At 57.9% G+C, this 16,621-nt stretch carries 16 protein-coding genes and 1 pseudogene; 14 read left to right on the top strand and 3 right to left on the bottom strand.

Annotation, left to right across the window (positions count from 1 at the left end):
• Positions 1-417: 417 nt before the first annotated feature.
• Positions 418-1,302 (bottom strand): alpha/beta fold hydrolase, encoded by an 885-nt coding sequence (locus BJF91_RS05150; RefSeq protein ID WP_075613396.1) that lies wholly within the window; start codon positions 1,300-1,302, stop codon positions 418-420.
• 449 nt (positions 1,303-1,751) lie between these two features.
• Between BJF91_RS05150 and BJF91_RS05145 the strand changes: the two genes are divergently transcribed.
• The 6 genes from BJF91_RS05145 (at position 1,752) to BJF91_RS05120 (ending at position 6,775) form a co-directional block, all read left to right on the top strand.
• The gene (locus tag BJF91_RS05145; protein ID WP_075613436.1) at positions 1,752-2,564 is read left to right on the top strand and encodes an oxidoreductase; all 813 of its coding nucleotides are present in this window, start codon (positions 1,752-1,754) and stop codon (positions 2,562-2,564) included.
• 52 nt (positions 2,565-2,616) lie between these two features.
• On the top strand, positions 2,617-3,618 hold the full coding sequence (locus BJF91_RS05140) for an NADP-dependent oxidoreductase (protein WP_075613395.1): 1,002 nt from the start codon (positions 2,617-2,619) through the stop codon (positions 3,616-3,618).
• A 6-nt stretch (positions 3,619-3,624) separates the two neighbouring features.
• The gene (locus BJF91_RS05135; protein ID WP_075613394.1) at positions 3,625-4,104 is read left to right on the top strand and encodes a PaaI family thioesterase; all 480 of its coding nucleotides are present in this window, start codon (positions 3,625-3,627) and stop codon (positions 4,102-4,104) included.
• Positions 4,105-4,234: 130 nt separating this feature from the next.
• A complete protein-coding gene (locus tag BJF91_RS05130; protein WP_075613393.1) occupies positions 4,235-5,017 on the top strand; it encodes an SDR family NAD(P)-dependent oxidoreductase in 783 nt (260 codons plus the stop codon).
• A 41-nt stretch (positions 5,018-5,058) separates the two neighbouring features.
• The gene (gene acuI / locus BJF91_RS05125) at positions 5,059-6,048 is read left to right on the top strand and encodes an acrylyl-CoA reductase (NADPH) (RefSeq protein WP_075613392.1); all 990 of its coding nucleotides are present in this window, start codon (positions 5,059-5,061) and stop codon (positions 6,046-6,048) included.
• A 190-nt stretch (positions 6,049-6,238) separates the two neighbouring features.
• Complete coding sequence (locus BJF91_RS05120) at positions 6,239-6,775, top strand: TetR/AcrR family transcriptional regulator (protein ID WP_075613391.1); 537 nt, start codon at positions 6,239-6,241, stop codon at positions 6,773-6,775.
• Positions 6,776-6,812: 37 nt separating this feature from the next.
• On the opposite strand, the gene BJF91_RS05115 is transcribed toward BJF91_RS05120, so the two are convergent.
• Complete coding sequence (locus tag BJF91_RS05115; protein ID WP_075613390.1) at positions 6,813-7,382, bottom strand: TetR/AcrR family transcriptional regulator; 570 nt, start codon at positions 7,380-7,382, stop codon at positions 6,813-6,815.
• Between the two features lie 160 nt (positions 7,383-7,542).
• Here BJF91_RS05115 and BJF91_RS05110 point away from each other — a divergent pair, with 160 nt between their 5' ends.
• The 6 genes and pseudogenes from BJF91_RS05110 (at position 7,543) to BJF91_RS05090 (ending at position 11,908) form a co-directional block, all read left to right on the top strand.
• Positions 7,543-7,941: a MarR family winged helix-turn-helix transcriptional regulator gene (locus tag BJF91_RS05110; protein WP_075613389.1), complete on the top strand. Its 399-nt coding sequence runs from the start codon at positions 7,543-7,545 to the stop codon at positions 7,939-7,941.
• Positions 7,942-7,990: 49 nt separating this feature from the next.
• Positions 7,991-9,288 (top strand): annotated as a pseudogene (locus BJF91_RS05105) (MFS transporter).
• A 95-nt stretch (positions 9,289-9,383) separates the two neighbouring features.
• Positions 9,384-9,932 (top strand): aldo/keto reductase, encoded by a 549-nt coding sequence (locus BJF91_RS25435; RefSeq protein ID WP_267890141.1) that lies wholly within the window; start codon positions 9,384-9,386, stop codon positions 9,930-9,932.
• A complete protein-coding gene (locus BJF91_RS25430; RefSeq protein WP_267890140.1) occupies positions 9,929-10,321 on the top strand; it encodes an aldo/keto reductase in 393 nt (130 codons plus the stop codon). The genes BJF91_RS25435 and BJF91_RS25430 overlap by 4 nt, the downstream gene beginning before the upstream one ends.
• A 44-nt stretch (positions 10,322-10,365) precedes the next feature.
• A complete protein-coding gene (locus BJF91_RS05095; protein WP_075613388.1) occupies positions 10,366-11,550 on the top strand; it encodes a thiolase family protein in 1,185 nt (394 codons plus the stop codon).
• A 25-nt stretch (positions 11,551-11,575) separates the two neighbouring features.
• The gene (locus tag BJF91_RS05090; protein WP_075613387.1) at positions 11,576-11,908 is read left to right on the top strand and encodes an alpha/beta fold hydrolase; all 333 of its coding nucleotides are present in this window, start codon (positions 11,576-11,578) and stop codon (positions 11,906-11,908) included.
• A 97-nt stretch (positions 11,909-12,005) separates the two neighbouring features.
• Here the strand turns inward: BJF91_RS05090 and BJF91_RS05085 are convergent, their stop codons facing one another.
• Positions 12,006-12,908, bottom strand: a complete 903-nt coding sequence (locus BJF91_RS05085; RefSeq protein WP_075613386.1) for a hypothetical protein — start codon at positions 12,906-12,908, stop codon at positions 12,006-12,008.
• 449 nt (positions 12,909-13,357) lie between these two features.
• On the opposite strand from BJF91_RS05085, the gene BJF91_RS05080 reads away from it, so the two are divergent.
• Together BJF91_RS05080 and BJF91_RS05075 are read left to right on the top strand one after the other, a co-directional pair.
• Positions 13,358-14,395 (top strand): helix-turn-helix domain-containing protein, encoded by a 1,038-nt coding sequence (locus BJF91_RS05080; RefSeq protein WP_324615704.1) that lies wholly within the window; start codon positions 13,358-13,360, stop codon positions 14,393-14,395.
• 197 nt (positions 14,396-14,592) lie between these two features.
• On the top strand, positions 14,593-16,620 hold the full coding sequence (locus tag BJF91_RS05075; RefSeq protein WP_075613384.1) for a hydantoinase/oxoprolinase family protein: 2,028 nt from the start codon (positions 14,593-14,595) through the stop codon (positions 16,618-16,620).
• Position 16,621: the final 1 nt, after the last annotated feature.

Below are 16,621 nucleotides of genomic sequence, written 5' to 3'. Positions count from 1 at the left end.
TCCGCGTTGCGGCGCAAAGCAGCCGGAACCGCATGAGGTGCGCGGACAAAACAGGCGGATAATCCTCGTCATGGCGTTATCCTTGGCGGTGATTTTGCTTTACTCTGTATTGCATCAATACCTGCGCTAAGGGTTCCGACTGGTTGTCGGAAACTGAGGGGGAGGAACTGGCCGAGATTGGGAGCCACGCTTCCCAACAGCCTTTCTCCGATCCTACCTTTAGGAGAGCATCGCGAACTTGATCATCGGGTTGCTGGAACGCGCTTGAGGCGCGCGCGCCAATAATCGTTCGTGAAACGCTGTTCGTTTTTCCGACCGTAAGTGTCGGCAGACAGAGAGCCTTAGGAAAGGAAACCCTGTCTAGGCTATGGAACTTCGTTCACGAGCAGTTGGCTAGCGCACGTGCGCCGTGCCCCCTTAGGCGGCCCAACCGTGCACGGTGGTTACAGCGTCAGCGAACTCCTCTGGCGCTTCCCACGGCAAATTGTGTCCGCAGTCAACAACCCGATGCGCGTGTCTGGCTTGGAACATGGGGGCATGATCTGCCGTTCCGCCCGGCTTCAGTGGGTCCTGCCTGCCGTCAATGGTGATCGCGGGAACGGTGATGGGTGGTTTTGCGGCGAGCCGGGCTTCCAGTTTAGCCAGGACGGGATCTCCTGAAGCCTTACCGAAGTCGAAGCGATAGGAATGGATGACGACTTCCACGAAGTCCGGGTTGTCGAATGACGCCGCTGTCCGCTGGAACGTCTCGTCGTCGAACGCCCAGTTTGGAGACCACTGTTGCCATAGAATCCGGCACAAATCGCGGCGGTGGAGAGACAAGCATTCGCGGCCGCGCTCGTGCTGAAACAGGTGTTGATACCAGACAGCCTGTTCCAGGCTTGGCTCGTAGGCGTGGGTAAGCCTTTCTACATCGATGATGTCGTAGCCCGCATAGGAGACCAGCCCGGCCACTCGTTCAGGCCATAACGCCGTTGCAACACATGAGGCAAGGCCACCCCAATCGTATCCGGCCAGAATGGCCTTTTCGATGCCAAGAGCATCGAGCAATCCGATGACGTCCTTGCCAAGAGCTGCCTGCTGACCGCTGCGCATTGTGGAACTCGACAAAAAGCGCGTCGGGCCAAAGCCACGCAGGTAAGGTACGATCACCCGCGCACCCGCTTCCGACAGGCGAGGCGCGACCTCATCATAGGCGTGGATGTCGTAAGGGAATCCATGGCAGAGCACCACCGGCCAGCCTTCGGGCGAACCATGCTCAAAATACGCAATTTCAAGAGTATCGGTTTTGATTGTTCGCATGCGGATCCTCGCACTCGGAAGCTTGCGGCGGCTCGGGTCCGCTCTCGACTATTAAAAAATCCCTTCGACTGCCAATTTCAAGGCTCTTCGGCTGAATTCAAGCTTCGTCGAACCCATGTTCCAGCCGTCACGTATTGGCTGGAGCGCCCGCCGGTATGGGGTCCTGTCGGCAAATCGATTGCGTAAAAAGGGGCCCCGATTCGAATCCTTTCAAGGTATAAGACTAAGCCCAGTTAGTCTGTTGTTGTCCCGTAGGTGCCATTCCTGACCAAATGAAATTGTTTCCCTAGCAATGCGCTGCGCTCGTAACTCGGCATTTCCGAACTAACGATGCCGGCCTGCGGAGCCACTCTTGACTTTTGATTATGGTCGTCATATTTAATGATGATGAACGTAATCAAAATCTGGTTGCCCTGAGGCCGGCCAGCGTAAACCAAGAGGCAAGCCGCATGAGCAGGCAACAGAAGACAGCATTCTTGACAGGCGCATCGAGCGGGATTGGCAAGGCCACGGCCGCATCGCTCATTAAGGCTGGATATCGGGTCATCGGCACGAGCCGGACCGCAGAGCCTGGCGAAATCCGAGATGGGATCCGTCTGATCGCTTGCGACGTGACTTCGGAAGCTTCTGTTGCAGAGGCGGTGGCAGCAGCGCATGCTGAGCTTGGACGTATCGATCTTCTCATCAACAATGCCGGTTTCGGGATCGTTGGTGCCGCAGAAGAGAGTTCGATTGAGCAGGTGCGCGCGCTCTACGACACTAACGTCCTCGGTGTCGTGCGTGTGACCAACGCTGTGCTCCCGATCATGCGTGCGCAAGGCAGTGGTCGCATTCTGAACGTCGGGTCGGGCCTTGGTTTCATCCCCGCACCGTTCAACACGCATTATTCTGCCACCAAACACGCGCTGGAAGGCTATTCAGAATCGCTCGATCACGAAGTCCGGGGCTTTGGCATTCGTGTGCTGGTGATCGAGCCGGGTACGACGGCCACGTCCTTCGAGGCAAGCTCTGTCCCCGCAGACGCTCCGCTCAGAGACTACGATCGTCTGCGTGTCGGCTACAACGTCGCCTATGCCAAGGCGATGGCGGCGGCGGATACGGCACAAAGCGTTGCCGACACCATTGTCCGGGCCGCGACCGACAAGGCGCCGAAGCTCCGCTATCCCTCCGGCAACGTGGCGCGGCAAGGCGCTTTTGCACGCCGCTTCCTGCCGCGTGGCCTCTTCGACAAGGTGCTGCACAAGCAGTTTGGTCTCGGCTAGGGGCTGCCCCAAGGCGTCCGCGGCCGGTTTCATGAAATTGGAGAACAAGCCCATGAAGGCTTTTACTGTCGAAAAATACAAAAAGAACGGTCCGCTGCGCATGGTCGATGCGGCCGAGCCCGTGCCTGGGTCGAATGATGTCGTGGTCGAGATCAAGGCGACCGCTGTCAATCTGCTGGATTCCAAGATCAGGGATGGCGAGTTCAAGCCGCTTCTGGCCTACAAGCCGCCGTTCATCCTTGGCCACGATTTCGCAGGCACAGTCATCGCGCTGGGTTCAAATGTCCGTCGCTTCAAGGTCGGCGATGAGGTCTATGCGCGCCCCCGAGACCACCGAATTGGTACCTTCGCAGAGCGCATTGCAGTGCATGAGGCAGATCTTGCGCTGAAACCTAAGAACCTCTCCTGGGTCGAGGCTGCTTCCATTCCTCTGGTTGGTTTGACGGTCTGGCAGGCGTTTGTGGAACTTGCCAAGCTCCGCAAGGGGCAGAAGGTGTTTATTCAGGCGGGATCTGGCGGCGTGGGTACGTTTGCCATCCAGCTCGCCAAGCATCTGGGTGCGTTTGTTGCCACCACCACCAGCGCGAAGAACATCGAACTGATCAAGAGCCTCGGCGCTGACGTAGTGATCGACTACAAGACGCAGGATTTCGAGGCGGTCTTGTCCGGTTATGACCTTGTGCTCCACAGCCAGGATCAGAAGGCATTGCAGAAATCGCTTCGGATCCTCAAGCCAGGCGGCCATCTTATCTCGATCTCGGGGCCGCCGGACCAGCGATTTGCAAAGACACTGGGCTTGAATGTCGTGCTGAAACTTCTCTTCACCGTGCTCAGCAGAGGCGTGCGCAAAGAGGCACGGAAGCGTGGCCTGCGCTACGACTTTCTGTTCATGCGTGGCGATGGTCAGCAACTCTCCGAGATTGCCTCGCTCATTGAGAATGGGGTGATCAAACCTGTCGTGGACAGGGTCTTCCCGTTTGAAAAAACCGCTGACGCTCTGGCCTATGTCGAGACAGGGCGCGCCAAGGGCAAAGTCGTTATCGAGGTGCAATAGCAAGCCATGAGCAACAACACGGAACCACTATTCGGCATCGCGACGCTGGAACAGGTCTCGGACATGTCCGGCAAGCAGCATCTGCAGGCGATCATCGACGGAGCTTTGCCGGCCCCGCCGATTGCCAGAACCATGTCGTTCAGGATGGTGGAGGTCGGCGACGGCGAGGTTTTGTTCGAAGCCACTCCGGGGCCCGAGCTTCTCAATCCAATGGGCGGTGTGCATGGCGGCTGGGCGCTGACGCTGATCGACACGGTGACGGGATGTGCCGCGCATTCAACGCTGCCTGCGGGTGTCGGCTACGCCAGCATCGAGACCAAGGCCAATTTCTCACGTCCGATTAAGGCGGATACGGGGCTGGTTCGCGCCGAGGGGCGTGTGGTCAGCAAAGGCCGCACGATCATCTCTGCCGAAGGCAAGATCATCGATCGTGAGGGCCGCGTGCTGGCCCACGGAACGTCGACGGTGATGGTTCTGCCGCGTTGACTGTCCTGCCTCGCCGTTGGAGCAATTTCCTTCAGACAGGTTCTTGACATCAAATATGACGGTCATCATCTATTATTTTAGATTGCAATCATAATTATTGCGATCAGTCAACAAACGAAAGAAATGATACATGTCTTCCAAAGTCAAAGTTCTCATCACCGGTGCATCGACAGGGATCGGCGCCACCTATGCAAAGCGGTTCGCCGAGCGCGGCCACGATCTGGTGCTTGTGGCGCGTTCGGTCGAAAAGCTTGAGGCGAATGCCGTTGAACTGCGCCAGGAGACGGGCGTGTCCGTCGAACTTCTGCCGGCAGATCTGACGACTGAGGCAGGCTTGCTCGCTGTGGAAGCACGACTGCGCGATGACTCGTCGATCGGTATTCTCGTCAACAATGCAGGCAGCAATGTCGGTGGCACCTTCGTCACGCAGCGCATCGATGACCTGACAAAGCTGGTAACCCTCAACGCAACGAGCGTTCTGCGTCTCTCGCATGCGGTCGCCCCGCGGTTCGCAGAAAAGGGCGAAGGTTCGATCATCAACATCAGCTCCGTGCTGGCCTTTGCCCCGGAATGGCAAACCTCTGTTTACACGGCGACAAAATCGTTCGTTCTGTTGCTGTCCCAGGCCCTGCAGGCGGAACTTGGCCAGAAGGGCGTCTATATCCAGGCCGTCCTTCCTGCGGCCACACGCACCGAGATCTGGAACTTCGTCGATGAAGACAAGCGTCCGCCCTTGATGGAAGTGGCCGAACTGGTCGATGCCGCGCTTGTTGGCTTCGATCGTCGTGAGGCCGTAACGATTCCTCATCTGCATGAGGAACTGCGCTGGCAGACGCTGGAAACCGCGCGCCAGGCACTTTTGCAGGATACCGGACATACAACTGCCGCCAGCCGTTACCTCGAAGCGAAATAACCCATCGCCACCAGAATTTTCCTGATTGAAGGATCGACAAGATGACTTTCAAAGCGCTGCTGGCGACCAAGGCCGGTGATGTGATGTCCGCAGATGTGGTCGATTTCGACGAGAAAGACCTGATGCCGGGTGATGTGACCGTGGCCGTGGAATACTCCACGGTCAACTACAAGGACGGCATGGCCTTGACGGGATTTGCACCGATCATCCAGACTTTTCCGCTGATTGCGGGTGTAGATTTCTCAGGCGTCGTTGAAACGTCCATCTATCCCGGCCTCAATGCCGGTGACCGCGTCGTTGCTAATAGCTGGGGCCTGAGCCAAACCCATCACGGTGGTTATGCGCAAAAGGCGCGGGTCAGCGGCGACTGGCTCGTCAAGCTGCCGGAGAATATCTCGACCAAGGATGCGATGGCGCTCGGCACGGCAGGCTACACGGCCATGCTTTGTGTTCTTGCGCTCGAACATGGTGGTGTGACGCCTGACAAGGGCGACATTCTCGTGACGGGAGCCAACGGTGGCGTCGGTTCGATCGCGATTGCGCTCCTGTCCGGTCTCGGTTACCGCGTCGTTGCCTCAACCGGGCGACCCCAGGAAGCAGACTATCTGCGCGAACTCGGCACCGCCGAAATCATTGATCGCAAAGAGCTCTCGGAACCTGCCAAGGGCCCGATCAGATCTGAGCGCTGGGCAGGCGCTGTCGATTCCGTTGGTAGCCATACGCTGGTCAACGTGTTGGCACAGACAAAGTATCGCGGTGTCGTGGCGGCTTGTGGATTGGCTCAGGGCATGGACCTACCGGGCACGGTGCTCCCCTTCATTTTGAGAAACGTCACGTTGGCCGGGATTGATTCTGTCAACGCTCCTCAGTCGGTGCGTCTTGAGGCGTGGAAGCGCCTGTCGACAGATCTCGATTTTGCCAAGCTGGCAAGGACGGTCAGCACAGTTGGACTGACTGACGTTGCAGCGATTGCTCCGAAAATTCTCAAAGGCGAGATCCAGGGTCGCACCGTTGTCGACGTGAACGCATGAAGTTGCTCACTGCATGAAGCGCTTAACGCGAAGTGATTGAGTGGCCTAGCCAGGGGGCACCACGTGCCCTCTGCCGTTCATAGAGGTCTGTTCTTCCGGCAAGGACGCGAAACCACTCTTTGTCGCAGCCAACGAACCGAGGGATGAGACGAAAGTCACGCGCGAACAGGTCACCGAAAACAGAGGTCGGATTCTCGATGCGGCAAGCCGGCTCTTCCGTGCCAAAGGCTTTGATAGCGTCACGGTCGCTGAGATCATGCAAGGCGCCGGATTGACCCATGGCGGATTTTACGGGCACTTCTCGTCGAAGGATGATCTGATCGAACAGACGCTCGCGCATTGCCTGACGATGGGAAGCGATGAGCCCTTCGATCTACAGGCCTATGTGGCGCATTACCTTTCGCCCGAGCACCGTGACAATCCAGCCGATGGCTGTCCGTTTGCCGCGCTTGCGGCCTATGTCCAGAGGCAGGGGCGTGATGCGCGGATGGTAATGTCCGATGGCGCCCGGACACTCGTCAGCCGGATGGCCGGCGATCAGGATACACGGGCTGGTACAGGACCTTCCATCATTGGTAGCTGGGCGGCCATGGTCGGAGCCATGATCCTTGCCCGAGCTGTCGATGACCCAGATCTCTCGGACCGAATCCTTGAGGAAACGCGCAGTCTTGTGGCTTTAACTCTGGCGCGGCCTAATACCGAAGACACTGCTCTAACGGGCGTATAGATCTCGCGTTCAAAGGTGTCCCGATTGTCGCGTCGTTTCACTTCTGAAGAATGGAGTGGGCCGCTGCTTCGAGGATTTCGCTGGAAAGCGCTGTGTCTTCCACTGCACGTGCCATGACCAAGGCGCCCACCATTGTCGCCATGGTCGCAATCGCTTCCTCCCGATTGGAACCCTTTCCTTCGGTTTCAACCAGCGATTCCAGGAGTGCGATCTGGTCCTCGATGCCCCGTTGCATCACACGACGGGCCTCCGGACCATGGCGTGCAACATCGGGGCCGAGTGCTGCAAAAGCACAGCCCTCTGCAACACCATTACGGTGCTGGCTGGAAAGATAAAGCCCGACAGCCTTTTCCAACGATGCATGCTTGTCCTTGCCGACCAACGCCGCCATGCGCTGGGCTATCTGATCCTGCGCGGCTTTCGTGGCTTTTACGATGAGGTCGTCCTTGGATTCGAACTGCTTGTAAAAGCCACCATGGGTCAGCCCCGCAGCCTGCATGAGCGTGCTCACACCGACGCCATCGAAACCCTTTTCGCGAAACAGACGGCTGGAGGTTTCGATCACCTGCTGTCGGTTTTCCTCAGCCTTTTCCTTGGTCACTTTCATGGCATTCGTCTCAGTTGGTTGCGTGATAGTTATATATGATGAATAGCATCTTACTCAATGGCCGACTTCAAGAGACTTGGTTTGTCGGGGCTGCTTCCTGCCACTTCTGACCCGTCAAGAGACGTGGACATGCTGAAAATAGGGGTATATACCCACTATCATGACCAGATGTTATTCGATGATACTGCGCGAAGCGGCCCGAAAGGTGTCGACCCTTTATGACGAAGCGCTGGCTCCGTTTGGAATCAACATTGCCCAATTTTCGTTGCTTCGGCGAATCGAGCGGCTTCAGCCTGTCAGTATGACGGATCTCGCCCGCAACGCACAACTGGATCGGTCGACGATCGGACGCAATATTCGGGTGCTGGAACGCATTGAACTTGTGCAGTCTGGCCATGGCGATGTCGACCAACGCGAGACGATGATCACGCTCTCCGCTCGAGGTGTCGAAATGCTCAATAAGGCCGGTCCGATCTGGGAGGACTGCCAAAGCGAGATGGAGGCCCGGCTTGGGCCAGTCAAGATCACGGCGTTGCAGGACATTCTTCGTTCCCTCTGATTCTTTTGGCATTATGTGGGTATATACCCGCATATTTGGGAGATTTTGGATGCCAGAACTGCATATATCACCGGACGCGAAATATCTCTCGCAAAGGGGTATCCATTACGGTTGGGTCGTCGTCGCGACAACCTTCCTCACCATGATGGTGGGAGCCAGTGCCGTTGGCGCGCCCGGGGTTCTGATTGGTCCCCTGCAGAAGGAGTTCGGCTGGAGCGTGGCCGAGATCTCTGCGGCTTTTGCCATTCGCTTCCTTCTGTTCGGTGCTGTCGGTCCATTTGCGGCAGCATTCCTCGGTCGTTTTGGCGTCAAACGTGTCTCCCTGTTTGCACTCCTGCTTATCGCTGCCGGTGTGGTCGGTTCGTTTACGATGACGACTTTGACGGAGCTTTTTCTGTTCTGGGGTGTCGTCGTCGGGTTGGGAACTGGCTTTACGGCTATGGTATTAGGCGCGACCGTTGCAACACGATGGTTCGTTGCCAAGCGCGGTCTGGTCATTGGCTTGCTCAGTGCAAGCGTCGCCACAGGACAGGTGCTCTTTCTCCCCGCCTTTGCCGCACTTTCCGAGGCCTGGGGTTGGCGCATTGCTCTTGGCCTGCTGCTGGCGATGCTTGCCGTGAGTTCCGTCGTCGTTCTTCTGTTGATGCGTGACCGGCCTGCGGATGTCGGTCTGCTGCCTTACGGCGCAACAGAGGTACCGAAGCCAGAGCCGGAGGCTCCTTCGTTGTTGGCCACGCTCGTCGCTCCACTCCGGGTGCTGGGCCGAGCTGTTCGATCCGGATCCTTCTGGATCCTGTTTGGAACGTTCTTCATTTGCGGAGCGACCACCACGGGACTCGTTCAGACCCATCTGGTGGCGATCTGCGGCGATTTCGGTATTGCGCCGGTCACTGCGGCCGGGATGCTTGCGGCGATCGGCGCGTTCAACTTCATCGGCACGATCGGTTCAGGTTGGCTCTCTGATCGCTTCGATAGCCGATGGCTGCTCTTCTGGTACTACGGGCTGCGCGGCCTCTCGCTTCTCTACCTGCCCTATACGGATTTCGGGTTCTACGAGTTGAGCCTCTTCACGCTGTTTTATGGTCTTGACTGGCTGGCGACCGTTCCCCCCACAGTCAAGCTCACATCCGAGAAGTTCGGGGCCAACGCCACCATCGTCTTCGGCTGGGTCTTTCTTGGCCATCAGATCGGCGCAGCAATGGCCGCCTGGGGCACCGGTATGGCTCGGAGCTCTACGCCACTTATCTGCCCGCCTTCTACATCGCCGGGGCCATTTGCCTGGCCGCTGCGATTGCAGTGTTTGCGCTCCAGAAATCCTCAACAGTCAATCAGCCGCAACTGGCTTGATCCTCTCGCAGGAAGGAAACACCATGAATTACACCCTCTTTGGAAACACCGGTCTTCGCGTCTCGCAGATCGCGCTTGGAACTGCGAACTTTGGAATGCGCTGGGGGCATGGGGCCACAGCGGAGGAAAGCGCAAGCATCTTCAATGCCTATGCTGAGGCCGGTGGCAACTTCATCGATACCGCCGACATCTATCAATTCGGACAGTCGGAAGAGATCGTCGGTGACCTATTGGCCGGCCGGCGCGAACGCTTTTTGCTGGCGACGAAATACACCAGCGGAGCCGTCCCCGATGCGGATCGTCTGATAACCGGCAATAGCCGCAAGGCCATGGTGGACTCGCTCGAAGCGAGCTTGAAGCGTCTTAAGACTGACCGCATCGATCTCTTCTGGGTCCACCATCCCGATGGGTTGACGCCTTCTGAAGAAATTGTCCGTGGACTGGATGATCTCGCGCGCGCCGGCAAGATCCTTTACGCGGGTCTCTCAAACTTTCCTGCATGGCGGCTTTCGCGTGCCGTCACTATTGCCGAGTTCACGCGCGCGGTTCCGATTTCCGCCGTACAGTTTGAGCATAGCCTCGTGCGTCGTGAACCTGAGGTTGATCTGTTCCCGCCGCCAAAGCGCTTGGTCTCGGTGTTGTGACATGGTCTCCGCTCGGCGGCGGTGTTTTGACAGGCAAATATCGCAAGGGCGAAACGGGCCGCGCCGAAAAGATGGGTGGACGCGTGTTCCAGGCGGAAAACAGCGAGCAGCGAACCCGCATTCTCGACACCGTTCTCGACATTGCTGAGGAACTCGAAACGAGCCCGGATCGTGTGGCGATCGCCTGGTCGATCAGTCATGGCAGCATTCCGCTGATCGGTCCGCGATCCCTCGATCAACTGAAGGCCAATATTGGTGCAGTCTCCATCAGCCTCTCGGAAGATCAGATCCGTCGCCTCAACGAAGTCAGCAGTCTTACACGTGCTGTGGCGACCCAGGCTGTAAGTTCGCAGGACTATGGCGTGGCAGTCAACAAGGTCGTTGCATGAACGGCGATCTCATCACCCAATGACCAACCAAGGGGAAAAATCCGATGCGAAGCAAAGAGATCATTCTAGCGAAGCCGGTGCGCACGGCGATCGGCACATTCAACGGCGCATTGAAAGCAGTGGCTGCCACTGAACTCGGCGCTATCTTGGTGAGAGAGACCTTACGGCGCGCCGGCCTTGCTGGCGACGCTATCGGTTCGGTCGTCATGGGTAATGTCATTCAGGCAGGAAATCGCATGAATCCTGCCCGGCAGGCCGCCATTCATGGCGGCCTGCCGGTATCCGTCCCAGCTTTGACGGTAAACCGGGTGTGCGGTTCCGGCGCTCAGGCCATCGTCAGTGCTGCCCAGGAGATTGCCAGTGGCGATATCAATGCGGCTGTTGCGGGCGGCATGGAGAACATGGATCGCGCTCCGTATCTGATGGATGGCGGACGTTGGGGATATCGCATGGGGCCGGCGCAGATTCTCGACAGTATGCTGACTGATGGACTGCACGACGCTTTCTCCGGCGAGCATTCCGGCTGGCACACTGAGGATCTGGTCAAGAACCTCCAGATCACACGCGAGGCGCAAGACGCATTCGCTGCGCGCTCGCAGCAGCGCTTTGCCGCAGCGCAGGCTGCCGGTCATTTCGACGCCGAGATTGTGCCAGTTGAAATCAAGGATCGCAACGGCGTATCGACCTTCGCTGCCGATGAGGCGGTGCGACCTGAGACGACGTTCGAGACACTGTCCCGGCTCAAGCCTGCCTTCCGCAAGGAGGGGACGATCACAGCTGGGAATGCGCCGGGCCTCAACAGCGGCGCGGCGGCTATGGTTGTCGCCGAACGGGGATTTGCGGACAGGACGGGTATCGAACCTGTTGCACGTCTGGCAGGCTATGGCGTCGGCGCCGTTGAACCAGGCATGTTCGGACTTGGGCCCGTGCCCGCAGTGCGTCGTGCTCTGGAACGCGCGGGATGGTCGCTCGGTGATATCGAGCGCATCGAGATCAATGAGGCTTTTGCCGTCGTTCCACTTGCCGTCATTCGGGAACTCGGATTACCGGAAGACATCGTCAATGTCGATGGTGGCGCCATCGCCCATGGCCACGCGATCGGCGCGACAGGTGCCGTTCTGGTGACGCGCCTCATTCATTCCATGCAAAGGGACGGGCTGAAAAAGGGTATGGTGACGCTTTGTATCGGTGGAGGGCAGGGGATCGCTCTCGCTCTTGAGACGCTGTAGACCGCCAAGACACGGGGAGAGCCGCATGTTCGATGATTTCGAAGCGGGCCGCTTGGCGGCCAATGGCATAGAGATCCCCTACGTCGCAGCCGGGGAGGAGGAGCCTGTGCTTTTGCTGCACGGCTTTTTGCAGAACAAGGCGCTTTGGGTGAAAATCGCTCCGGCTTTCGTCACGCGTGGCTATCGCGTCATTTGCTCAGACCTTCGCGGCTACGGGCAATCTTCCAAACCATTCGCCGGAGCGGACGTCCGGAGCCCAACCAATCGTATTGGCCCAATGAACAGCTTCAAGGCCATGCTTGCGTGGTGCATAATGCGTAAAGAACTGGGTACGCCTCGCAATGCAGTCATGACCTGACGACAGTGCCGACAACTGCGCTACGGATGAGCGGTTTCGTCGTTGTCCAAAAAAAATGGGATGCCGTTGGCACCCCATTTATTGTGTCGAGCAGTGATTAGCCGCGTGAGATTAATAGGTCTTCTTCGTCGTCACGCTGTCTGCCGCCGAGAGCCGCCGCGGCCGAAGCGATGAACGCTCCAACCAGCAGCGATATTGCCCCAACAAGTGCAGTGGTCGCGGCAGCTTTTCGAGCGGTGTCAGCGGCTTCTTTTGCTTTAGCCTTTGCAGCATCAATTTGTCCCAGAACTGCATCTACACGAGCGCGGGCGTCCGCTTCATTTAGACCTGTTCGCGCCGAGACTATATTGGCGACGTAGGCGCGATCGGGTTCTGGAACTTCGCCATTTACAGCGCCGTGGAGAAGAATGCGGGATACTTCGGACGTTGCAGCTGCATCATTTGTTCTTGCTTCTGCCGATACACGTTCAGGCCGCAATAGTGCGTCTGTAAAATAAGACGTCGACAGATCAGAGGAATTGGTCGAACCCGCGGACGACGCCGCTCCGGCCATGGTCGTCACAGATGCTGCAGATCCCACAGCGGATGCACCAGCACCTGCAAGGGACGTCAGAGATGAAGCAAGGAAACCCATAACCAGTATAGTAGCGAGTGCCCAGCTTAAGAAACCGTGTGCGGTGTCACGGAAAAACACCTCGTCAGTATGGACCGCCGCCCACTTCGTTCGCAGACGTCCGGTCAGATAGCCACCGAGGGCGGAAGACAACCACTGAACCGCGACTAGCCAGATCGCTGCCGTAACGCCAAGAGTGGCAGCTGAACTGCTCTCTCCCGACCACGGAGAGACCATGGTGAGACCAAATCCGGAGCCGAGAAGGAGCAGGATCAGCGTGATCCCTGTTGCCGCAACCGCGCCACCAATGATCGGCCCCCAAGCCATTGCCGTTTTTGAGGATTCAACAGGCATTACGCCTGCGTTGTTCGTTAAGGACATCACCATTCCTATCGTAAAAAGATAGCGAGGAGGACGATGATTGGAAGGGGAACACCTAGCATCCAGAGTAATATGCCGCGGCCCATTGGAGGTCTCCTCATAATTTCGGTTATAGAGACCCTCTAACTACATCTGCGTGTATTAGTTCCTTCGCAATGCGGCGAGTGTCGATGGCTTAGCCGTCTTGCGGCCCGGCAACCGATCTCGGTTGTGAACGCTTCTCGTCAATTGAACCTGAGAGAAGCTAGATCCACGGGTCCAGTTGCTCATTGTCTGACTTTCTATCCTAGCTTTCAAAAGCCGAGACCGAGCTGCGGGAGTCGCCATGCCAATATGCGCTGACTTAGTGAAAGGTCAGGTTCCGTTGGGCCTCGGTGCACTGCTGATCGCCGCACGGGGAGTGCAGAGAGCTCCACAAATTTGTGCGTTTTCTGCCAATACGGCCGGAAAAATTGATGTATCGTGCTGTCAATAACAGGAACCGGAAAGCCGGGCCATCAGGGGAATGTCGAGGCATGAGATACACAGTCGACTCTATTGGAGGCCGTGCCGGGGGTGACGCTTGGCAGGCTGCGGTAACCGAAACATATTTCCCGCTCGATACCGAGTATCGCAACCGGTGCGAATTCAGCGGTGAACTGGAAACGTGGTCCCTCGGTCTGATCGGGGTCTCGAGAATGACATGCGACGCGGTTAGTTATAAACGCCACCGACGGCATTTCGTGAACGAACGTCACGCCAGCCTTCTGATCTCAGTGCCTGAGTTGAGCGAAGTCAATTTTTCGCAGGGCTCCCGCAGCGTTAAGTGCAAGCCTGGTGGCTTCATCCTGGAGCGCGGCGATGCACCTTATGAATTCTGGCATAGCCAGCGAAATGCCCTCTGGGTCCTGAAGGTTCCCTCTTCTGGTGTGCGGTCACGCATAGGCTCGACCGACCGCTTCAGCGCCCTGAGTTTCGATGCGACACGCGGCATTGCGGCACTTTTCCTCGACACCGTCCGCACCACGATCGGTCGCGTTGGCGAGATTGATGAGGCAGCCCGGGAAATGACCGGTCGCTATATTCTCGAAATGTTGTGCCTGTCGATCGTCAGCGACGACCGTGTACTCGACAGCAACGTCTCCTCGATCAGGGCTGGGCATCTCCATCGCGCTGAGCAGTATATCCGCGACAACATCAAGAACCACGGGCTCGGTCCGCAGGCAGTCGCGGATCATGGCGGCATCTCGCTTCGCTACCTTCAGGGACTTTTCCAGGAAAACAAGAAGTCCATCAATGGCTTTATTCGCGACAGTCGACTTGACCACTGCGCCGAAGAACTAATGTCTGTGACGTCGACAGCGACGATCGCGGAAATCGCCTATCGGTGGGGTTTTGCCGACCAGTCGCAATTTTCCCGACATTATCGCACGCGTTTTGGCTGCTCTCCGGGGGACACCCGTCGGGAAGCCGCACTGCGAGCAAGAGCGGCGGGAATATCGCTCCGGCACTGACGTTGCTGAAGCCGTAATTCATTGAACATCCGAGAACCTTGGGGGCCGTCGTCTTATCGTTGACGACGAGCGTGAACATCTGCGCGTCTGCGGATAGTTCGACATCCCTCCTAAGCTAACAACAAAAGACACGACGCCCTGTGACGGGGCTGGCCACGGCGAATTGTGCCTGGCCGACCGGGCCGAGAGGATTGAGCATGACAAAGACTAGAGTGGCCGTGGATGTCGGCGGAACCTTCACCGACATCTGCATCATGGACGAGGAAACCGGGGCGATCCGCATCGAGAAGACTGGATCGACGCCCGACGACCCGATGCGCGCAATTCTAAACGGGATCGAGCAGGCAAAGATCGACCTCTCCAAGGTGACAATGTTCTCCCATGGCACGACCGTTGCGACCAATGCCCTGATCACCCGCCGTCTGCCGCGAGCGGCGATGATCTGCACCGAGGGATTCCGCGACGTCGTGGAGATCCGTCGCGCCAATAAGGAAGACCTCTGGGATACCTATAAGGACGTCGCCAAACCCTACATCCCCCGCCGCGACCGCCTGACCGTCGGCGAACGCGTCGATGCCGAAGGCGTCGTGTTGCAGCCGTTGGATGAAACGGAAGCCTACCGGGTGGCGGGTATCCTTAAAAGGCGCGAGGTAAAGTCGATCGCAGTCTGCTTCATGAATTCCTATGTCAATGGCGTCAATGAGCGCCGCATGCGGGAGATCATCAAGGAAGTGATGCCAGGCCTGCCGGTCTCGATCTCGTCAGAGGTTATGCCGGAGATTTTCGAGCATGAGCGGTTTTCGACCACCATGGCAAATGCCGTCTGCGCGCCGGTCGTGGTCGATTATGTGTCTCATCTCAGCGAAAAACTGGCAGCCGGCGGCTACCAACGCGACCTGTTGCTGCTGCATTCGGGCGGAGGCGTCATGACCCCGACCAGCGTCAGGGACTTTTCGGCGCGGCTCGCCGGTTCCGGTATTGCTGCAGGTGCCATTGCCAGTCGCTTCATCGGCAATCTTTGCGGCTTTCCCAATTCCATCGGGTTCGACATGGGTGGAACCAGTACCGACGTGTCGCTGGCATGGAACGGTCAATCACGCATCACCAAGGACTGGTATATAGAGTTTGGCTACCCCATACGCTTCCCCTCGATCGAGGTGTTGACCATTGGCGCCGGTGGCGGTTCACTGGCCTGGCAGGACGAGGGTGGCTCGCTGCGTAACGGCCCCCAGTCTGCAGGCGCTTATCCAGGGCCAGCGTGCTATCGCAACGGTAACAGTGTGGCGACGAACACAGATGCCAATGTGGTGCTCGGCCGCCTCGGCAACAGCCTTGCAGGTGGCAAGATCACGCTTGATCCCGCTCTTGCATCGCAAGCAGTCCAGGAAACGGTTGCCGTGCCGTTCGGCATGGAATTGCACAAGGCTGCCGAAGCCATCGTATACGTCGCCAATGCCAATATGGCGAATGCGGTACGGCTGCTTTCAATCAGCCGAGGCTACGACCCGCGCGATTTCGCGTTGGTCGCTTTCGGCGGTGCGGGCGCCTTGCACGGTGCAGCGGTAGCAAAGGAGCTTTCGATTCCAACGGTTATCGTTCCGCCCAATCCAGGGGTTACCTCAGCACTCGGCTGCCTGCTTGTGGATGTGCAGCACGATTTTTCCGAAAGTTTTATGACAGACGCTTCCATCGTGTCGGCGGAGGAGATGGAGATCGCGTTCGTCCGCATGGAAACGCAGGCCGCCGAGCGACTTGCCCACGAGGGTATCGCGGCGGCAGACATGGCGATGCAGCGCACGGTCGAGATGATGTACCAGGGCCAGTGGCGTTCGCTTGGCGTCAACGCCCCTGCCAGGATCGAAAGCGTCGGCATGTTGATCGAGGCGTTCCATGCCGAACACGAGCGCGAATTCAACTATCGCCGTGATGAGGCGCCAGTCTCCATCTTCCGCATCGCCATCAAGGCCATCGGCATCGTTCCGAAGGCGGAACTCCCGAAATACGAAATCCGCGAGCATGCTCCAGACCCCGTAGGACGCCGACCTGTTTGGTTTGACGGAGTTGCTTACGAGGCAGCCGTCTATCAGCGCGAAACACTCACAGCAGGGGCGAACTTTCGTGGTCCGGCCATCGTGGAACAGTTCGATTCCACCACGGTCATCCCGCCGGACATGAGCGCCCGCATTGATGGATACCTGAATATTCTAATCGGAACGAAAGGCTAAG

The sequence above is a fragment of the Gillisella taibaishanensis genome, assembly GCF_001938985.1.
GTDB classification, from domain to species: domain Bacteria; phylum Pseudomonadota; class Alphaproteobacteria; order Rhizobiales; family Rhizobiaceae; genus Allorhizobium; species Allorhizobium taibaishanense.
Note: the sequence above shows the minus strand (reverse complement) of the source record. Positions and strands in the feature narration are given on the sequence as shown.

What these genes read in the sequence shown, in the direction of transcription:
- BJF91_RS05080 (WP_324615704.1), top strand. Translation starts at nt 13,358, where the DNA reads ATGTATCGTGCTGTCAATAACAGGAACCGGAAAGCCGGGCCATCAGGG.
- BJF91_RS05140 (WP_075613395.1), top strand. Translation starts at nt 2,617, where the DNA reads ATGAAGGCTTTTACTGTCGAAAAATACAAAAAGAACGGTCCGCTGCGC.
- BJF91_RS05135 (WP_075613394.1), top strand. Translation starts at nt 3,625, where the DNA reads ATGAGCAACAACACGGAACCACTATTCGGCATCGCGACGCTGGAACAG.
- BJF91_RS05115 (WP_075613390.1), bottom strand. Translation starts at nt 7,382, where the DNA reads ATGAAAGTGACCAAGGAAAAGGCTGAGGAAAACCGACAGCAGGTGATC.
- BJF91_RS05110 (WP_075613389.1), top strand. Translation starts at nt 7,543, where the DNA reads ATGACCAGATGTTATTCGATGATACTGCGCGAAGCGGCCCGAAAGGTG.
- BJF91_RS05095 (WP_075613388.1), top strand. Translation starts at nt 10,366, where the DNA reads ATGCGAAGCAAAGAGATCATTCTAGCGAAGCCGGTGCGCACGGCGATC.
- BJF91_RS05130 (WP_075613393.1), top strand. Translation starts at nt 4,235, where the DNA reads ATGTCTTCCAAAGTCAAAGTTCTCATCACCGGTGCATCGACAGGGATC.
- BJF91_RS05145 (WP_075613436.1), top strand. Translation starts at nt 1,752, where the DNA reads ATGAGCAGGCAACAGAAGACAGCATTCTTGACAGGCGCATCGAGCGGG.
- BJF91_RS05085 (WP_075613386.1), bottom strand. Translation starts at nt 12,908, where the DNA reads ATGGTGATGTCCTTAACGAACAACGCAGGCGTAATGCCTGTTGAATCC.
- BJF91_RS05150 (WP_075613396.1), bottom strand. Translation starts at nt 1,302, where the DNA reads ATGCGAACAATCAAAACCGATACTCTTGAAATTGCGTATTTTGAGCAT.
- BJF91_RS05090 (WP_075613387.1), top strand. Translation starts at nt 11,576, where the DNA reads ATGTTCGATGATTTCGAAGCGGGCCGCTTGGCGGCCAATGGCATAGAG.
- acuI (WP_075613392.1), top strand. Translation starts at nt 5,059, where the DNA reads ATGACTTTCAAAGCGCTGCTGGCGACCAAGGCCGGTGATGTGATGTCC.
- BJF91_RS25435 (WP_267890141.1), top strand. Translation starts at nt 9,384, where the DNA reads ATGCGCTGGGGGCATGGGGCCACAGCGGAGGAAAGCGCAAGCATCTTC.
- BJF91_RS05075 (WP_075613384.1), top strand. Translation starts at nt 14,593, where the DNA reads ATGACAAAGACTAGAGTGGCCGTGGATGTCGGCGGAACCTTCACCGAC.